The organism is Streptomyces sp. RerS4 (assembly GCF_023515955.1).
Classification (GTDB): domain Bacteria; phylum Actinomycetota; class Actinomycetes; order Streptomycetales; family Streptomycetaceae; genus Streptomyces.
Genome location: NZ_CP097322.1, coordinates 4652945 through 4669090, shown reverse-complemented (window position 1 = coordinate 4669090; position 16146 = coordinate 4652945). Strand labels below are relative to the sequence as shown.

The following is a 16146-nucleotide window of genomic DNA, read 5'->3' as shown; positions in this document are numbered from 1 at the left end:
CCTACGAGCAGGACCTACAGCTTGAGGCCACTGATCATGCTCGCCACGTTGGACGTGAGCTGGCTGAGGGTGGGTGCGACCGTCGAACTCGCCAGATAGAACCCGAGCAGCACGCAGACGAACGCGTGGCCCGCCTTCAGTCCCGACCTCCGGACCAAAAGGAAGACGACGATCGCCAGCAGCACCACGGCCGAGATCGATAGTGCCACGGCGTTTCACCTCCACGTCGAGCGGACATCGGTACGCGTACTCATGCTCGGTCGGAGTCATACCCACCGTGCGCTACGGATCATAACTATCCGTGCCGGCGCATCGATCGAATTCCGGCAGCACGAGGGGCGCATGCCGCGCACGCTCGGGGGCATACGAGGGCCGGCCGGGAAGGCTGCGCGCCTTCCCGGCCGGCTGTGGGCACCCGCACGGCCGCACCGCACCCAGGGTGCCGAGCCCGTAAGTCGGGGCAGAAACGGTCAAGTTACCCCGGTGTTACGGGCGTTAGAGTGAACGGAACCCACACGGGACCGCGCGCACGGGGGTGGCTTGAAATGATCGCCGGGCTGGGGCTCGCGAGACGGATGTTCCACGGGGCACACGAGGAACTGACGGCCGCGGTCCGCTCCGCCGCCCCCGGGGACCTCGGCCGCTGCCCGCTCCCCGACGCCAACAGCCCGGCCTGGCTGCTGTGGCACATCGCGCGCGGCGAGGACCGCAACCTGTCCGAGATCGCGGGCGTGCCCCAGCTCTACGTGGCCGGCGGCTGGGCGGAGCGTTTCGGCCGCCCGGCGGACCCCCGCGACACCGGCTACGGGCACACGCCCGCGCAGGCGGCCGCCTTCACCGGCGCCGGCGCCCCCGGCCCGGCCCCGCTCCTGGGCTACCTGGACGCGGTGTTCGAGAAGCGGGTGGAGCGGTACCTGACCACCGCCCCGGCGGGCGACCTCGACCGGATCGCCCCGAGCCCGACCCTGGGCACGGCCGACACCGTCGAGGCCCGACTCGCCTCGCAGCTCGCGGACACGCTCGCGCATTTGGGCCAGCTGGGCCTGCTCCTCGCCGCGCCCGCGAACCCCCCTGGCTAGTCCTCGGGCGGCGGCGGGACCACCTGTTTCTCGGCGGCGAAGTGGCAGGCCGAGGGGTGGGCGGGCGGGCCGGTCGGGAAGACCTTCGGGACCGCCAGGAGCGGGACCTCCGTCGTGCAGATCTCCTGGGCCTTCCAGCAGCGGGTGCGGAAGCGGCAGCCCGACGGCGGGTTGGCCGGCGAGGGGACGTCACCGGTGAGGATGATCCGCTCGCGGTGGGCGCGGGCCTCGGGGTCCGGGACGGGCACGGCGGACAGCAGCGCCTGCGTGTACGGGTGCGTGGGGTGCTCGTAGATCTCGGTGTCGGTGCCGATCTCGACGATCCGGCCCAGGTACATGACGCCGACCCGGTCGGAGATGTGCCGGACGATCGAGAGGTCGTGCGCGATGAACACGTACGAGAGGTCGAACTCGTTCTGGAGGCGGTCCAGGAGGTTGATGACCTGGGCCTGGACGGAGACGTCGAGGGCGGAGACCGGCTCGTCTGCGACGATGACCTCCGGTCGCAGGGCGAGGCCGCGGGCGATGCCGATGCGCTGGCGCTGGCCGCCGGAGAACTGGTGCGGGTAGCGGTTGATGTATTCGGGGTTGAGGCCGACGACGTCGAGGAGTTCGCGCACCCTGCGGCGCCGGTCGCCCTTGGGGGCGGCCTCGGGGTGGATCTCGTAGGGCTCGCCGATGATGTCGCCGACCGTCATCCGGGGGTTGAGCGAGGTGTACGGGTCCTGGAAGACCATCTGGATGTTGCGGCGGACGGCCTTGAGGGCGCGGCCGGACAGCTTCGTGATGTCCTCGCCCTTGTACGTGATCGCGCCGGCCGTCGGGCGTTCGAGGTGGACGAGCATCCGGGCGACGGTGGACTTGCCGCAGCCGGACTCGCCGACGATGCCGAGGGTCTCGCCGGCGGCGAGGTCGAAGGAGACCCCGTCGACGGCCTTGACCGCGCCGACCTGCTTCCTGAAGAGGACGCCCTGCGTCAGCGGGTAGTGCTTGACCAGGTCGCGGACCTCCAGGATGGCCTCAGGCATCGAGGCACTCCTTCCAGAAGAAGCAGGCGCTGGAGCGGTCCGGGCCGACGTCCAGGAGCGGCGGGACCTCGGCCCGGCAGACGGGCCGGGCCATGGGGCAGCGCGGGTTGAAGGCGCAGCCGGGCGGGATGGCCAGCAGGTTGGGCGGCAGGCCCTTGATGGCGTACAGCTCCTGGCCCTTCTGGTCCAGGCGCGGGATGGAGTCGAGCAGGCCGCGCGTGTACGGGTGCGCGGGCGCCTTGTAGATCGCGTGGACGGGAGCGGCCTCGACGATCCGGCCCGCGTACATGACGGCGATCTTGTCGGCGACGTCGGCGACGACGCCGAGGTCGTGGGTGATCAGGATGAGGCCCATGTTGAGCTCGCGTTGGAGTTCGGCGAGCAGGTCCATGACCTGGGCCTGGACGGTGACGTCGAGGGCGGTGGTCGGTTCGTCGGCGATGATCAGGGAGGGTTCCAGGGCCAACGCCATGGCGATCATGATGCGTTGGCGCATGCCGCCGGAGAACTGGTGCGGGTAGTCGCCGACGCGTTCCCGCGCGGCCGGGATCTTCACCCGGTCCATCAGCTCGACGGCCTTGGCGCGGGAGTCCTTGCGGGACATGCCGCGGTGGACCTCGTACATCTCGCCGAGCTGGGCGCCGACGGTGAGGACGGGGTTGAGGGCGGACAGGGCGTCCTGGAAGATCATGGCCATCTCGGCGCCCCGGACCTCGCGGCGTGCGTCCTCGTTCAGTGTGAGCAGGTCGCGGCCCTTGAAGAGGATCTCGCCGGCGGTGATCCGACCGGGCGGGGTGTCGAGGATGCCCATGACGGCCTGGGCGGTGACGGACTTGCCGGAGCCGGACTCGCCCAGCACGGCGAGCGTCTCGCCCTCGTCGACCGAGTAGTTCACGCCGTTGACGGCCTTCGCGACGCCGTCGCGGGTCTTGAACTCCACGTGCAGGTCGCGGACTTCGAGCAGCATCTGCCGACTCACTCCTCAGCGCAGCTTGGGGTCGAGGGCGTCGCGCACCGCGTCGCCGAGCATGATGAAGGCGAGCACGGTCAGGCTCAGGGCGCCCGCCGGCCACAGCAGCATGTGGGGGGCGTTGCGGATCTGGGAGGCGGCGTTGGAGATGTCGATGCCCCAGGAGACCGTCGGGGGGCGCAGGCCCACACCCAGGAAGGACAGGGTGGCCTCCAGGGCGATGTAGGTGCCCAGCGCGATGGTGGCGACGACGATGACGGGCGCGACGGCGTTGGGGGCGACGTGCCGCAGCAGCATGCGGGCGTTGCCGGCGCCGAGGGCGCGGGCGGCCTGGACGTAGTCGTTCTGCTTGGCGGTGATCACCGAGCCGCGGGCGATGCGGGCGATCTGCGGCCAGCCGAGGAGCACGATGAAGCCGACGACGGGCCACACGGTGGTGCTGGTGACGACGGACAGGAACACCAGGCCGCCGAGGACCACGGGGATGCCGAAGAAGATGTCGGCGACGCGGGAGAGCAGGGCGTCGCCCCAGCCGCCGAAGAAGCCGGCGAGGCCGCCGAGCGCGGAGCCGAGCAGGGCCGCGCCGAGGGTGGCGCAGACGCCGACGGTGATGGACGCGCGGGCGCCGTACACGGTGCGGGTGTAGACGTCGCAGCCCTGGGTGTCGTAGCCGAAGGGGTGGCCGGGCTGAGAGCCCTGCTGTGACTTGGACAGGTCGCACTGGAGGGGGTCGCCGCTCGCGATCAGCTGCGGCCAGATCGCGATGAGGACGAGGAAGAGGATGAGCAGCGCGGAGACGACGAAGACGGGGTTGCGGCGCAGCTGGTGCCAGGCGTCGGACCAGAGGCCGCGGGCCTTCTCCTGTGGTCCGGGGCCGGTGGTCTTCGTCGCCCCCTCGATGCTCTCGGCTTCCTCCAGTGCGAGGTCCATGGCTCCTCCCTGACCGGTGGGTGCGACGGACTCGCGGGGGCGGGGTCCGACCGGGTCGTAGCCGCCGGGGCCTTCGGGGCGCTCGGGCTCAGGCATAACGGATCCTCGGGTCCAGGACCGCGTAGAGCAGGTCGACGAGCAGGTTCGCCAGCAGGAAGACGATGACGAGGATGGTCACGAAGCCGACGACCGTGGGCGAGTTGTTGCGCAGGATGCCCTGGTAGAGCTGGTAGCCGACGCCGTGGATGTTGAAGATCCGCTCGGTGACGATGGCGCCGCCCATCAGGGCGCCGATGTCGGTCCCGATGAAGGTGACGACGGGGATGAGGGAGTTGCGCAGCAGGTGTCGGGTGACGACCCGCCGGCGCGGCAGGCCCTTGGCGGTGGCGGTGCGGACGTAGTCGGCCTTGACGTTCTCGGCGATGGAGGTCCGCGACAGGCGGGTGACGTAGGCGAGGGAGACCAGGGCCAGGACGACGCCCGGCAGGATCAGCTGGCCGAAGGGGGCGTCCGGGGCGACGGTGGGCCGCACCCAGCCCCATTTCACGCCGAAGACGAACTGGAGCAGGTAGCCGGTGACGAAGGTGGGCACCGAGATGACGACGAGGGTCAGCACCAGCAGGGTGGTGTCGATGGCCCGGCCCCGGCGCAGACCGCTGATGACGCCGAGGGTGATGCCGACGATGATCTCGATGACGATCGCCACGACGGTCAGGCGCAGGGTGACGGGGAAGGCGCTCGCCATCAGCTCGGTGACCTTCTGGCCGTTGAAGGCGGTGCCGAAGTCGCCCTGGAAGATCTGACCCATGTAGTGCAGGTACTGCTTCCACAGGGGCTGGTCGAGGTAGAGGTCCTTGCGGATGCGGGCGGCGGTGGCGGGGTCGGGGGCCTTGTCGCCGAACAGGGCGGCGACCGGGTCCCCGAGGGCGTACACCATGAAGAAGATCAGGAACGTGCTGCCGATGAACACCGGGATCATCTGGAGCAGCCGCCGGATCACATAACGTCCCATGGACTGCTCCAGGATCGATCCGTACGGGGGTCAGCCGACCTTGATCTGGTCGTAGACGGGGACGCTGAACTGGTTCAGGGCCACGTCCGAGATGCGCTCGGAGTGGCCGGCGCTGCCGTTCTGGTACCACAGGGGGATGGACGGCATCTGCGCGGCGAGGATCTTCTCGGCGTCCTGGAACTTCGCGACGGCCTTGGCCGCGTCGCTCTCCTGGTTGGCCTCTTCGACGAGCTTGTCGAACTCCGGGTCGCTGAACTTCCCGTAGTTGGAGGAGGCGCCGGTGTAGTAGAGCGGCTGGAGGAAGTTCTGGATCAGCGGGTAGTCGGCCTGCCAGCCGGAGCGGAAGGGGCCGGTGAGCTTGAAGGCGGTCTGCTGATTGCGGAAGTCGGCGAAGGTGCCGATGGGGTTGACCGTGCAGACCGGGCCCTCGCCGAGCGCGTTGTTGACGCTGTTGCAGACGGCGTCCATCCAGTCGCGGTGCGAGCCGGTGTCGACGTTCGAGGTCAGGGTGATCTTGCCGCCGGGCAGGCCGCCGGCCTCCTGGATGAGCCGCTTCGCGGCGGCGGGGTCGTACGTGCAGGCCTCGCCGCACAGGGTGGCGTTGAAGCCGCCCTGCTCGCCGAGGGCCGGAGAGGTCCAGTCCTTGGCGGGGGTGCGGGTCTCGCGGAAGATCTGCTGGGTGATCTCGTCGCGGTTGATGGCCATCGAGATGCCCCGGCGGACCTTCTCCATGCCCTCCTTGTTCCACTGCGGGTCGTACAGCGGGAAGGTGAGGGTCTGGATGATGAGGGCCGGCTGGTTGATGTACCGGTCACCGAGGTCGTTCTTGACGTTCTTCAGCTGCTGCGCGGGGATGTCGTCGACGAGGTCGAGGTTGCCGGAGATCAGGTCGGTGTAGGCGGTGTTGTTGTCGGTGTAGACCTTGAGGTCGACGCCGTTGTTCTGGGCCTTGTCCTCGCCCGGGTAGCCCTCCCACTTGCGCAGCTTCATGGCGGTGCCCTTGGTGTACGAGTCCACCGTGTACGGGCCGTTGCCGACCGGCTTGGCGAGCCAGCCGGTGTGGTCGGTGAAGAAGCTCTGGGGCAGCGGGCTGAAGGCCTGGTAGCCGAGGGTCTCCGGCCAGGTGGAGAACTTCTCCTTGAGGGCGACCGTGAAGGTCCTGGCGTCCTTGACGACGAGCCCGGACATGGTCTTGGTCTTGGGCTCCCCCGAGGTCGGGTGGAGGTCCGCGTAGCCGACGATGTCGGAGAAGAACGGCGCGTTGTTCTGCTTGTTGCGGACGTCCGCCGCGTAGTTCCAGGCGTCGACGAAGGACTTCGCGGTGACCGGCTCGTCGTTGCTGAACTTCCAGCCGTCCTTCAGGGTGATCGTGAAGTTCTGACTGTCCGTGGTCTCGATCTTCTCGGCGAGCATGTTCTTGGCCTCGCCGGTCTTCGGGTCGTAGCGCTTCAGACCGCGGAAGAGCATGTCGAGGACCTTGCCGCCCTGCACCTCGTTGGTGTTGGCGGGCTCCAGCGGGTTCTGCGGGTCGCCCCAGGAGGAACTGACGATCCCGGCGCCACCGCCGTCGCCGCTGTCGCTTCCGCCGCCGCAGGCCGTCGCCGCGAGGGCGACGACCACCGCACATGCGGCCCACCGGGCGTGGGTGGCTCCGCGCATGGACTGCCTCCTGTGGATCCCAAGACTCTCCGAGACGACCTAGGAGGTGTCCGGCGGGTCAGGGCCGGGCCCGCGGCGTCTGGCACGGCCTATCCGACCCTGATCCGCCGGACACCTCCTAGGGGCCAATGTCACCTTATGTGCGGGCCGGAACACTCACGGTTGGACCGATTGCACCCTCGCGTCCCGCGCCTGTCACTCCTGGGGGTGCAAAGTCAGCTCCCAGGTGTCGACCGCGTAGTGCAGGCCCATGCCGTGCGCCTCGTACAGCGCGAGTGCGCCGGTCGCGTTGTGGGTGTCCACGCCGAGGCCCACCGTGTCGCGGCCGCGGGCGGCGTAGGCGGCGAAGCCGTGGCGCAGGAGGTGGCCGCCGATGCCCCGGCCTCGGTGGTCCGCCCGTACGCCGAGGTGGCTGAGCCAGCCCATGCTGGTGCGGTCGTCGCGGGTGAGCAGGACGGCCACGTCGCCTTCGGCGGGCAGGCTCGCGATCCACACCAGCGACCAGTCGAGGCGGCGGGCGTCGAGGTGGTCGAGCCAGGGCTCGTACGCGCGGGCCGCGTGGCCGAAGTGGTCCGCGAAGGTCTCCTCGACCAGGGCGTGGGCGCGGCGCCGGTCGGCCTCGTCGGCGGCGCAGTCGCGCAGGACGAGGCCGGCGGGCGCGGGGGGCGGCGTACGGTCGGCGGGGCCGAGGCGACGGGTCATCACCTGGTAGCGGCGCACGGTGCGGTAGCCGCGGCGGGTCAGGAGGGACAGGTCGAGGGTGGGTGCCACGTTGAGCTGGAGGCGCAGCCGGGCCGGGCGGACGCCCGCGGCGAGGACGCGGGCGCGGGCCTCCATGAGTTCCAGCAGCCGCAGGGCGGCCCGCCGTCGGCCGGGCAGGACGTAGTGGTCGCCGTCGACGCGGCCCGGTCCGGAGTCGGCCCACACCAGGGCGTAGGCGACGAGTCGGCCGCCCTCGAAGGCGAGCCAGGAGTCGGTGGCGAGGTCGACGTCGGGGTGGTTGAGGTCCGCCTCGACGGTGCCGAGGTCGGTCTCGGGCCTGCCGATCTCGACCAGGTCGACGGCGTTGAGGAGGGCGCAGATGTCGGCGGCGTCCCCGGGCCCGGCCGGACGGACGGTCAGCGTGTCACTCATCCGCTCACTCTCCGCGCCGCGGCGGCGCGTCCGCAACCGGCTTCACGGGAACCCGCGCCCCGGCACGCCCGGCCCGCGACGCGCCGCGGCCTACGCGCAGGGGCGCCCTGGGCCGGACGGATCCGGCCCAGGGCGCCCCTGGAATGCGTGTGCTCGGCTCGCCTCCGGGGCGCCTTTGTCGGCCCCTTCGGCTGCGTACGCGGGAGGGTCAGACGGCCAGGACGGCCTTCTCCTCCGCGAAGTGGCACGCCGACTCGTGCGCGGCCGGGGTGTTCAACCCCTGGAAGCGCGTCGGGATCGCCAGCAGCGGCTCCTCCGTGGCGCACTTGTCCTCGGCCTTCCAGCAGCGGGTGCGGAAGCGGCAGCCCGACGGCGGGTTGGCCGGGGACGGGACGTCACCGGTGAGGATGATCCGCTCGCGGTGGGCGCGGGCCTCGGGGTCCGGGACGGGCACGGCGGACAGCAGCGCCTGCGTGTACGGGTGCGTGGGGTGGTCGTAGATCTCGGCGTCGGTGCCGATCTCCGCCATCTTGCCCAGGTACATGACGCCCACGCGGTCCGAGATGTGCCGGACGATCGACAGGTCGTGCGCGATGAACACGTACGACAGGTTGAACTCGTCCTGGAGCTTGCCCATCAGGTTGATGACCTGCGCCTGCACCGACACGTCGAGCGCGGAGACCGGCTCGTCGCAGATGATGATCTCCGGGTTGAGCGCGAGGCCGCGGGCGATGCCGATGCGCTGGCGCTGGCCGCCGGAGAACTGGTGCGGGTAGCGGTTGATGTACTCCGGGTTCAGGCCCACGACGTCCAGGAGTTCCTGGACCTTGCGGCGCCGGTCGCCCTTGGGAGCCACCTCGGGGTGGATCTCGAAGGGCTCGCCGATGATGTCGCCGACCGTCATGCGCGGGTTGAGCGAGGTGTACGGGTCCTGGAACACCATCTGGATGTTGCGGCGGACGGCCTTGAGGGCCGCGCCGGACAGCTTGGTGATGTCCTGGCCCTTGTAGAAGACCTCGCCGGCCGTGGCCTTCTCCAGGCTCATCAGCAGCTTCGCGACGGTGGACTTGCCACAGCCGGACTCGCCGACGATGCCCAGGGTCTCGCCCTGGTAGAGGTCGAAGGAGACGCCGTCGACGGCCTTGACCGCGCCGACCTGCTTCTTGAACAGGATGCCCTGGGTCAGCGGGAAGTGCTTGACCAGGTTGCGCACCTGGAGGATCGGCTCGCCCTTGGGCTTGGTCAGGTCAGCCATGGATCTGCTCCTTCCAGAAGTGGCACGCGCTGCCGCGGCCGGGCAGCTCGGTGCCGTCCTGCTCGGTCACCTGGGCCAGGACCGGAACGTCCGTGCGGCAGATGTCCTGCGCCTTCGGGCAGCGCGGGTTGAAGGCGCAGCCCGACGGGATGTTGAGCAGGTTGGGCGGCAGGCCCTTGATCGCGTAGAGCTCCTGGCCCTTCTGGTCCAGGCGCGGGATCGAGTCGAGCAGGCCGCGGGTGTACGGGTGCGCCGGGCGGCTGTAGATCTCGTGGACCGGGGCGTTCTCGACGATCCGGCCGCCGTACATGACGGCGATCTTGTCCGCGACGTCGGCGACGACGCCGAGGTCGTGGGTGATCAGGATGAGGCCCATGTTCATCTCGCGCTGGAGCTCCGCGAGCAGGTCCATGACCTGGGCCTGGACCGTCACGTCGAGGGCCGTGGTCGGCTCGTCGGCGATGATCAGGTCGGGCTCCAGGGCCATCGCCATGGCGATCATGATGCGCTGGCGCATGCCGCCGGAGAACTGGTGCGGGTAGTCGCCCACGCGCGCCTTGGCGGCGGGGATCTTCACCCGGTCCATCAGCTCGACGGCCTTGGCGAGGGAGTCCTTCTTGGACATCCCGCGGTGGACGCGGAACATCTCGCCGAGCTGCGCGCCGACGGTGTGCACCGGGTTCAGCGACGACAGGGCGTCCTGGAAGATCATGGCGATCTTCGAGCCGCGGATCTTGCGGTACTCCTCGGACGGGAGCTTGAGCAGGTCCTGGCCCTGGAAGAGGATCTCGCCGGACGGGATCCTGCCGGGCGGCATGTCGAGGATGCCCATGATGGCCTGCGCCGTCACGGACTTGCCCGAGCCGGACTCGCCGAGCACGGCCAGGGTCTCGCCGGAGTTCACCGAGTACGAGACGCCGTTGACGGCCTTGGCGACACCGTCGCGGGTGTGGAACTCGACGTGCAGGTCGCGCACTTCGAGCAGGGGGGTGGTCCCCTCCGGCGCCGAGCGGGGCGCGGGGACGTTCGAGGTCTTGTCGATGGTGGTCAACGTACGCCCTTCCTCAGCGCAGCTTCGGGTCGAGGGCGTCGCGCACCGCGTCGCCGACCATGATGAACGCGAGCACGGTGATGCTCAGCGCGACGGCCGGGAAGAGGAGCACGTGGGGTGCCTGGAGCCAGCGGACGGAGGCGTCGCTGACCATCAGGCCCCAGGAGATACCGGGCGGCTGGACGCCGATGCCGAGGTAGGACAGGGCCGACTCCGCGCCGATGTACACACCGAGGCTGATCGCACCGACCACGATGACGGGCGCGATCGCGTTCGGCAGGATGTGCCGCAGCGTGATGCGCAGCGTGCCGGCGCCGAGGGCGCGGGCGGCGACGACGTAGTCGTTGTTCTTGTTCTGCAGCACCGAGGACCGCATGATGCGGAAGATCTGCGGCCAGCCGAGGGTGGCCAACACGACGGAGACCGTCCAGGCGTTGCCCTCGCCGAGACCCGACATGATCAGCATGCCGCCGAGGAGCAGCGGGATGGCGAAGAAGATCTCGGTGAAGCGGGACAGGACGCTGTCGAGGAAGCCGCCGACCCAGCCGGCGAGCAGACCGAGCGTGCCGCCGACGAGGAGCACCAGGGTGGTGGTGACGACGCCGACGATGATCGAGTTGCGGGCGGCCCACACGGTACGCGTGTAGACGTCACAGCCCTGCACGTCGAAGCCGAACCAGTGGTCGCCGCTCGGTGTCTTGAGCGAGTCCTCCAGCTTGCACGCGCCCGCGTCGAAGGGGCTGCCCGGCGTGAACCACTGCGGGACCGCGGAGATCACCAGCAGGACGAGGACGAGCGCCCCGCCGATCAGGAAGATCGGGTTGCGCCGGAGGTCCGAGAGGGCGTCGGACCAGAGGCTGGCCTCGCGTTCCTTCTTCGGCTTCTCGGCGGCCGGTCCGCTCGCGGAGGGAGCTTCGGCGGTCTGGGTGTCGGTCAACTCATCCCCCACCGTAGTTGTGTCACGCATAGCGGATCCTCGGGTCGAGCACTGCGTAGAGCAGGTCCACGATCAGGTTGGCGACGAGGTACACGATGATCAGGAGCGAGACGACGCCCACGATCACGGTGCCCTCCTTGCGGTACACCGACTCGGCCAACAGGCCGCCGATCCCGTGGATGTTGAAGATCTTCTCGGTGATGACCGCGCCGCCCATCAGGGCTCCGAGGTCGGCACCGAGGAAGGTGACGATCGGGATCAGCGCGTTGCGCAGCGCGTGGTTCGCGACGACGCGGCGGCGGGGCAGGCCCTTCGCGGTCGCGGTGCGCACGTAGTCGGCGCGCATGGTCTCCATCATCGACGTACGGGTCAGTCGGGCCACGTACGCGAGTGAGGTCGAGGCGAGCACCAGCGCCGGGAGGAGGTAGGCGCGGATTCCGTCGTTCTCGTTGAAGGAGACCGAGAAGAAGTCGATGCCCCAGTTGTTCTTGAGCTGCACGCCCAGCGTCAGCTGGAGGACGAAGCCGCTGACGAAGACGGGGACCGAGATGACGAACAGGGTGGAGAGCAGGACGAGCTGGTCGAGGAACTTGCCCCGGCGCAGCGCGGCCATGATGCCGGCGAGCACACCGACGGCCGCCTCGATGATGAACGCGACGATCGCCAGGTTCATCGTGTACGGGAAGGCTTCGGTGATCTTGTCCCAGACGGAGCGTCCGGTGAGGGTCTCGCCGAAGTTGCCCTGGGCGAGGTTGGTTATGTAGTTCCAGTACTGCGACAGGAACGAATCGTCGAGGTGGTACTTCTCGCGCAGCATCGCCGCGACGATCGGGTCGGCTTTCTTCTCTCCGGCCAGTGCCTGGATCGGGTCACCGGGGAGCTTGAAGGCCAGCCAATAGATGAGGAACGTGGCACCGATCAGGACAGGGATCGCCTGTATGAGTCGGCGGATGAGGTAGCGGCCCATCAGACCTCCAGCAAGAACAGGGGGAAAGGGCGGGCGGGCGGAGACCTGCCTCCGCCTGCCCGCCCCCGAGTTCCCCTAAGTGAAGAGGGGTGTTAGTTGAGCTCGACGTTCGCCAGGTCCATGCGGCCCTGGGCGTCGACCTCGACGTTCTTCACGGACTTGGAGTAGGCCGAAGAAGACATGTACGTGAAGATCGGGATGTACGGAAGGTCCTTGATGATGATGTCATCGGCCTTCTGGTACAGCTTCAGACCCTCGGCCGGGTCGGTGGCCTTGTCGGCCTCCGACATGACCTTCTCGAACTCTTCGTTCTTGTAGTGGCCGTAGTTGGAGCCGTTCTCGATCGCGACCTTCGAGAAGATCGGACGGAGGTAGTTCTCCGCCGCCGGGTAGTCCATGGACCACGCCATGCGGAACGCGCCCTTGTACTTCGAGGCGCCCAGGTCGTCCAGCAGCTCGCCGAACTTGGCGTACGGCTTGGCGGTGACCTCGATACCGAGGTTCGTCTTCAGCTGGTTGGCGACGGCCTCGATCCACTCCTTGTGGCCACCGTCGGCGTTGTAGCCGAGCTCCATCTTGTTGCCGGGGATGCCACCGGCCTGCTGGAGGAGCTCCTTGGCCTTGGTCGGGTTGTACGTACCGACCTCGCCGAGGGCGCCCTTGCGGTAGCCCGGGATGATCGGGCTGATGAAGTCGTCGGCCGGCTTGCGGGTGCCGTTGAAGATGGTCTTCGTGATGGCGTCCCGGTCGATGGCCATGGAGATGGCCTGACGGACCTCCAGCTTGCCGAAGGTCTCCGGGTTCTGCTCCAGCGGGAGGCCGAGGTAACCGACGCCCGACTCCGGCTTGTACAGGTAGCGGTCGCCGAACTCCTGCGAGACGTTGGCCATCGCGGAGATCGGGAGCTTGTCGACGATCTGGATGTTGTCGGCGCGCAGGTCGTTGTACGCCGTGTCCAGGTTGTCGTAGATCTTGAAGGTGACGCCCGCGAGCTTGGCGCGACCCTCGGCCGGGTACTTGTCGTACCGCTTGACCTTGATCTGCTTGTTGTGGTCCCAGGCGCCGTCCATCTGGAAGGGGCCGTTACCGATGGGAGCCTCACCGAACTTCTTCGAGTCGGCCTCGAACGCCTTCGGCAGCGGGTAGAAGGCGTTGTAGCCCAGCATGGTCTTGAACTGGGAGAAGGGCTCCTTCAGCGTGACGGTGAAGGTCTTCTCGTCAACGACCTTGAGGCCCTTGAGCTCCTTGGCCGTGGGCTTCTTGTCCTTGCCCGGCGCGAGCTCCTCGGAGCCCTCGATCTTGGCGAAGAACGGCATGCCCTCGGCGGCGTTCTCCTGGTTGGCGCCCCAGTTCCAGGCGCGGACGAAGGACTGGGCGTCCAGCTTCTCGCCGTTGTGGAAGGTGAAGCCGTCCTTGACCTTGATGGTCCAGGTCTTCGAGTCCGTGGTCTCGATGGACTCGGCGGCGGCCAGCTTCGGCTCGTTGGTCTTGTTGTCGTACTCGACCAGGCCGGTGAAGAGGGCGTTGAGAACCTCGGCGCCCTCGGACTCGGCGGTGTTCTGGCCGATCAGACCGTGCTGCGGCTCGCCGAGCACAACGGTGATCTTGCCGCCGGCGGCGCCGGCGTCGTCCTTGCTGGTGCTGCAGGCCGTGGCAGCCATCGCCACGATGACGGCACCGGCGACCCACTTGGCGCTCGTTGCTCCGCGCATGGGTTTTTGCCTCCTCAGGAGTCACTGTCGATTCGTGAAGGACCCGGTTCCCGCTGACACCCCTGACAGCGAAATCCGGTCCCATCGTGTGTGCTCGTGAGTCGACGCTCCCCACAGCGTGTGACCCATTGACCCGAGCTCAATGGAGCCATCCTCAGGGACACCCCGACCGTAAACCACACTTAAGTGGTCTCGTTTTCACAACATCACCGCACGGCGAAAACCCGAAATCCGGACAAACGGATAGGAGACAGACACGTGCGAAACGGACGGTTAGCTCACCATCCGGAGCGTCACGGTCGGTATGCGGACACTCGAACCGTTAAATCCGCTTGACAAAAGCGAACAGCCCCTTCCCGCACCGGAGCCGGTGTGGGAAGGGGCTGTCTTTCGGCCGTCGGCCGTGAACCGTGTGACTACTTGGCGGACTTGGCGCGCGACGCGGTGCGCGAGCGCTCCTTCTGGTCCAGGACGACCTTGCGGATACGCACGGCCTCCGGGGTCACCTCGACGCACTCGTCGTCGCGGCAGAACTCCAGGGACTGCTCCAGGGAGAGCTTGCGCGGCGGGATCACGTTCTCCGTGTTGTCCGCGGAAGCCGCACGCATGTTGGTGAGCTTCTTCTCCTTGGTGATGTTCACGTCCATGTCGTCGGAGCGCGAGTTCTCGCCGACGATCATGCCCTCGTACACCTCGGTGCCGGGCTCGGTGAACAGGACGCCGCGCTCCTGCAGGTTGATCATCGCGAACGGCGTGACCGCACCCGCGCGGTCCGCGACCAGCGAACCGTTGTTACGGGTGACCAGCGGGCCGAACCACGGCTCGTGGCCCTCGTGGATGGAGTGGGCGATACCGGTACCGCGGGTGTTCGTCAGGAACTCCGTACGGAAGCCGATGAGGCCGCGGGACGGGACGACGAACTCCATGCGGACCCAGCCGGAGCCGTGGTTCGACATGTTGTCCATGCGGCCCTTGCGGACGCCCATGAGCTGCGTGACCGCGCCCATGTGCTCCTCGGGGACGTCGATCGTCATGCGCTCGACCGGCTCGTGCACCTTGCCGTCGATCTCCTGCGTGACGACCTGCGGCTTGCCGATGGTCAGCTCGAAGCCCTCGCGGCGCATCTGCTCGACCAGGATGGCGAGCGCGAGCTCACCACGGCCCTGGACCTCCCAGGCGTCAGGACGCTCGGTGTCGAGGACGCGCAGCGAGACGTTACCGATCAGCTCGCGGTCGAGGCGGTCCTTGACCTGGCGGGCGGTGACCTTGCGGTCCTTGACGGCGGACTTGGCGTCCGCGCCCTTGCCCGTGCCGCCGCGGCCGACCATCGGGGAGGTGTTCGTACCGATGGTCATGGAGATCGCCGGCTCGTCCACCGAGATCAGCGGCAGGGCGATCGGGTTCTCCGGGTCGGCCAGGGTCTCGCCGATCATGATGTCGGGGATACCGGCGACCGCGCAGATGTCACCCGGGCCCGCCACCTCGGCCGGCTTGCGGGTGAGCGCCTCGGTCATCATCAGCTCGGTGATGCGGACGTTCGACATGGTGCCGTCGCGCTTGATCCACGCGACGGTCTGGCCCTTGCGCAGCTCGCCCTGCTCGACGCGCAGCAGCGCGATGCGGCCGAGGAAGTTGTCGGCGTCCAGGTTGGTGACGTGGGCCTGGAGGGGGGCCTCCTCGTCGTACACCGGGGCCGGGACGTGCTCCAGGATCGTGGAGAAGAACGGCTCGAGGCTGTCGCTGTCCGCGGGGACGGTGCCGTCCTCGGGCTTGGTCAGCGAGGCGACGCCGTCACGGCCGCAGGCGTAGACGATCGGGAACTCGATCTGGTCTTCGTCCGCGTCCAGGTCCAGGAAGAGGTCGTACGTCTCGTTGACGACCTCGTCGATCCGGGAGTCCGGGCGGTCGGTCTTGTTGATGCAGAGGATGACCGGCATCTTCGCCTGCAGCGCCTTGCGCAGCACGAAGCGGGTCTGGGGCAGCGGACCCTCGGAGGCGTCCACCAGCAGAACGACCGCGTCCACCATCGACAGACCGCGCTCGACCTCACCACCGAAGTCGGCGTGGCCGGGGGTGTCGATGATGTTGATCGTGATCGGGGCCCCGCCGTCCTTGGGGTGATACTTCACCGCCGTGTTCTTGGCGAGGATCGTGATGCCCTTCTCACGCTCCAGGTCGTTCGAGTCCATCATGCGGTCGTCGAGCTGCTGGTGGGCGGCGAAGGCACCGGCCTGCTTGAGCATGGCATCGACGATGGTCGTCTTGCCATGGTCGACGTGGGCGACGATGGCGACGTTACGGATGTCGTGGCGCGTGGGCACTTCGGCGCTTCTCCCGGGATCGTGGATGGCGTCGCGTACGGCCTGGCACGCGCGCCTCGACCGGGCGGAAAACCTGCCACGGCCTTACCCC

Annotated in this window: 14 protein-coding genes; 1 reads left to right on the top strand and 13 read right to left on the bottom strand. The window is 68.4% G+C overall.

The genetic code is table 11. The features are described 5' to 3' along the window. Positions 1-14 precede the first annotated feature (14 nt). Positions 15-209 carry a hypothetical protein gene (locus M4D82_RS21800; RefSeq protein WP_045952243.1) on the bottom strand — a complete coding sequence of 65 codons (195 nt, stop codon included), beginning with the start codon at positions 207-209 and terminating at the stop codon, positions 15-17. 336 nt (positions 210-545) lie between these two features. Between M4D82_RS21800 and M4D82_RS21795 the strand changes: the two genes are divergently transcribed. Beyond that, positions 546-1079 carry a DinB family protein gene (locus M4D82_RS21795; protein ID WP_249767643.1) on the top strand — a complete coding sequence of 178 codons (534 nt, stop codon included), beginning with the start codon at positions 546-548 and terminating at the stop codon, positions 1077-1079. Here the strand turns inward: M4D82_RS21795 and M4D82_RS21790 are convergent. The 12 genes from M4D82_RS21790 to typA all read right to left on the bottom strand — a co-directional run bounded on the left by M4D82_RS21790 (position 1076) and on the right by typA (position 16055). Continuing rightward, on the bottom strand, positions 1076-2107 hold the full coding sequence (locus tag M4D82_RS21790; protein WP_249767642.1) for an ABC transporter ATP-binding protein: 1032 nt from the start codon (positions 2105-2107) through the stop codon (positions 1076-1078). The genes M4D82_RS21795 and M4D82_RS21790 overlap by 4 nt on opposite strands. Next, entirely contained in the window at positions 2100-3074 is a 975-nt protein-coding gene (locus M4D82_RS21785) for an ABC transporter ATP-binding protein (protein ID WP_249767641.1), read from the bottom strand. Before M4D82_RS21785 ends, M4D82_RS21790 begins: the two co-directional genes overlap by 8 nt. A 15-nt stretch (positions 3075-3089) precedes the next feature. Beyond that, complete coding sequence (locus M4D82_RS21780; RefSeq protein ID WP_249767640.1) at positions 3090-4103, bottom strand: ABC transporter permease; 1014 nt, start codon at positions 4101-4103, stop codon at positions 3090-3092. Continuing rightward, positions 4096-5019 (bottom strand): ABC transporter permease, encoded by a 924-nt coding sequence (locus M4D82_RS21775; protein ID WP_249767639.1) that lies wholly within the window; start codon positions 5017-5019, stop codon positions 4096-4098. The genes M4D82_RS21780 and M4D82_RS21775 overlap by 8 nt, the downstream gene beginning before the upstream one ends. A 30-nt stretch (positions 5020-5049) precedes the next feature. Continuing rightward, on the bottom strand, positions 5050-6678 hold the full coding sequence (locus M4D82_RS21770; protein WP_249767638.1) for a peptide ABC transporter substrate-binding protein: 1629 nt from the start codon (positions 6676-6678) through the stop codon (positions 5050-5052). 195 nt (positions 6679-6873) lie between these two features. Beyond that, positions 6874-7812: a GNAT family N-acetyltransferase gene (locus M4D82_RS21765; RefSeq protein WP_249767637.1), complete on the bottom strand. Its 939-nt coding sequence runs from the start codon at positions 7810-7812 to the stop codon at positions 6874-6876. A gap of 208 nt (positions 7813-8020) precedes the next feature. Continuing rightward, positions 8021-9067, bottom strand: a complete 1047-nt coding sequence (locus M4D82_RS21760; RefSeq protein WP_249767636.1) for an ABC transporter ATP-binding protein — start codon at positions 9065-9067, stop codon at positions 8021-8023. Then, the gene (locus M4D82_RS21755; RefSeq protein WP_249767635.1) at positions 9060-10118 is read right to left on the bottom strand and encodes an ABC transporter ATP-binding protein; all 1059 of its coding nucleotides are present in this window, start codon (positions 10116-10118) and stop codon (positions 9060-9062) included. Before M4D82_RS21755 ends, M4D82_RS21760 begins: the two co-directional genes overlap by 8 nt. Positions 10119-10131: 13 nt before the next feature. After that, the gene (locus M4D82_RS21750; RefSeq protein ID WP_249767634.1) at positions 10132-11085 is read right to left on the bottom strand and encodes an ABC transporter permease; all 954 of its coding nucleotides are present in this window, start codon (positions 11083-11085) and stop codon (positions 10132-10134) included. After that, a complete protein-coding gene (locus tag M4D82_RS21745) occupies positions 11078-12022 on the bottom strand; it encodes an ABC transporter permease (RefSeq protein ID WP_249767633.1) in 945 nt (314 codons plus the stop codon). The genes M4D82_RS21750 and M4D82_RS21745 overlap by 8 nt, the downstream gene beginning before the upstream one ends. Positions 12023-12114: 92 nt before the next feature. After that, on the bottom strand, positions 12115-13734 hold the full coding sequence (locus M4D82_RS21740; RefSeq protein ID WP_249767632.1) for a peptide ABC transporter substrate-binding protein: 1620 nt from the start codon (positions 13732-13734) through the stop codon (positions 12115-12117). A 416-nt stretch (positions 13735-14150) separates the two neighbouring features. Beyond that, positions 14151-16055: a translational GTPase TypA gene (typA, locus tag M4D82_RS21735; RefSeq protein WP_249767631.1), complete on the bottom strand. Its 1905-nt coding sequence runs from the start codon at positions 16053-16055 to the stop codon at positions 14151-14153. Positions 16056-16146: the final 91 nt, after the last annotated feature.

Excerpts from the sequence above, each read along its gene's own strand:
- M4D82_RS21760 (WP_249767636.1), bottom strand. The coding sequence starts at position 9,067 with ATGGCTGACCTGACCAAGCCCAAGGGCGAGCCGATCCTCCAGGTGCGC.
- M4D82_RS21770 (WP_249767638.1), bottom strand. The coding sequence starts at position 6,678 with ATGCGCGGAGCCACCCACGCCCGGTGGGCCGCATGTGCGGTGGTCGTC.
- M4D82_RS21785 (WP_249767641.1), bottom strand. The coding sequence starts at position 3,074 with ATGCTGCTCGAAGTCCGCGACCTGCACGTGGAGTTCAAGACCCGCGAC.
- M4D82_RS21740 (WP_249767632.1), bottom strand. The coding sequence starts at position 13,734 with ATGCGCGGAGCAACGAGCGCCAAGTGGGTCGCCGGTGCCGTCATCGTG.
- M4D82_RS21775 (WP_249767639.1), bottom strand. The coding sequence starts at position 5,019 with ATGGGACGTTATGTGATCCGGCGGCTGCTCCAGATGATCCCGGTGTTC.
- M4D82_RS21790 (WP_249767642.1), bottom strand. The coding sequence starts at position 2,107 with ATGCCTGAGGCCATCCTGGAGGTCCGCGACCTGGTCAAGCACTACCCG.
- M4D82_RS21745 (WP_249767633.1), bottom strand. The coding sequence starts at position 12,022 with ATGGGCCGCTACCTCATCCGCCGACTCATACAGGCGATCCCTGTCCTG.
- M4D82_RS21750 (WP_249767634.1), bottom strand. The coding sequence starts at position 11,085 with ATGCGTGACACAACTACGGTGGGGGATGAGTTGACCGACACCCAGACC.
- M4D82_RS21780 (WP_249767640.1), bottom strand. The coding sequence starts at position 4,103 with ATGCCTGAGCCCGAGCGCCCCGAAGGCCCCGGCGGCTACGACCCGGTC.
- M4D82_RS21795 (WP_249767643.1), top strand. The coding sequence starts at position 546 with ATGATCGCCGGGCTGGGGCTCGCGAGACGGATGTTCCACGGGGCACAC.
- M4D82_RS21765 (WP_249767637.1), bottom strand. The coding sequence starts at position 7,812 with ATGAGTGACACGCTGACCGTCCGTCCGGCCGGGCCCGGGGACGCCGCC.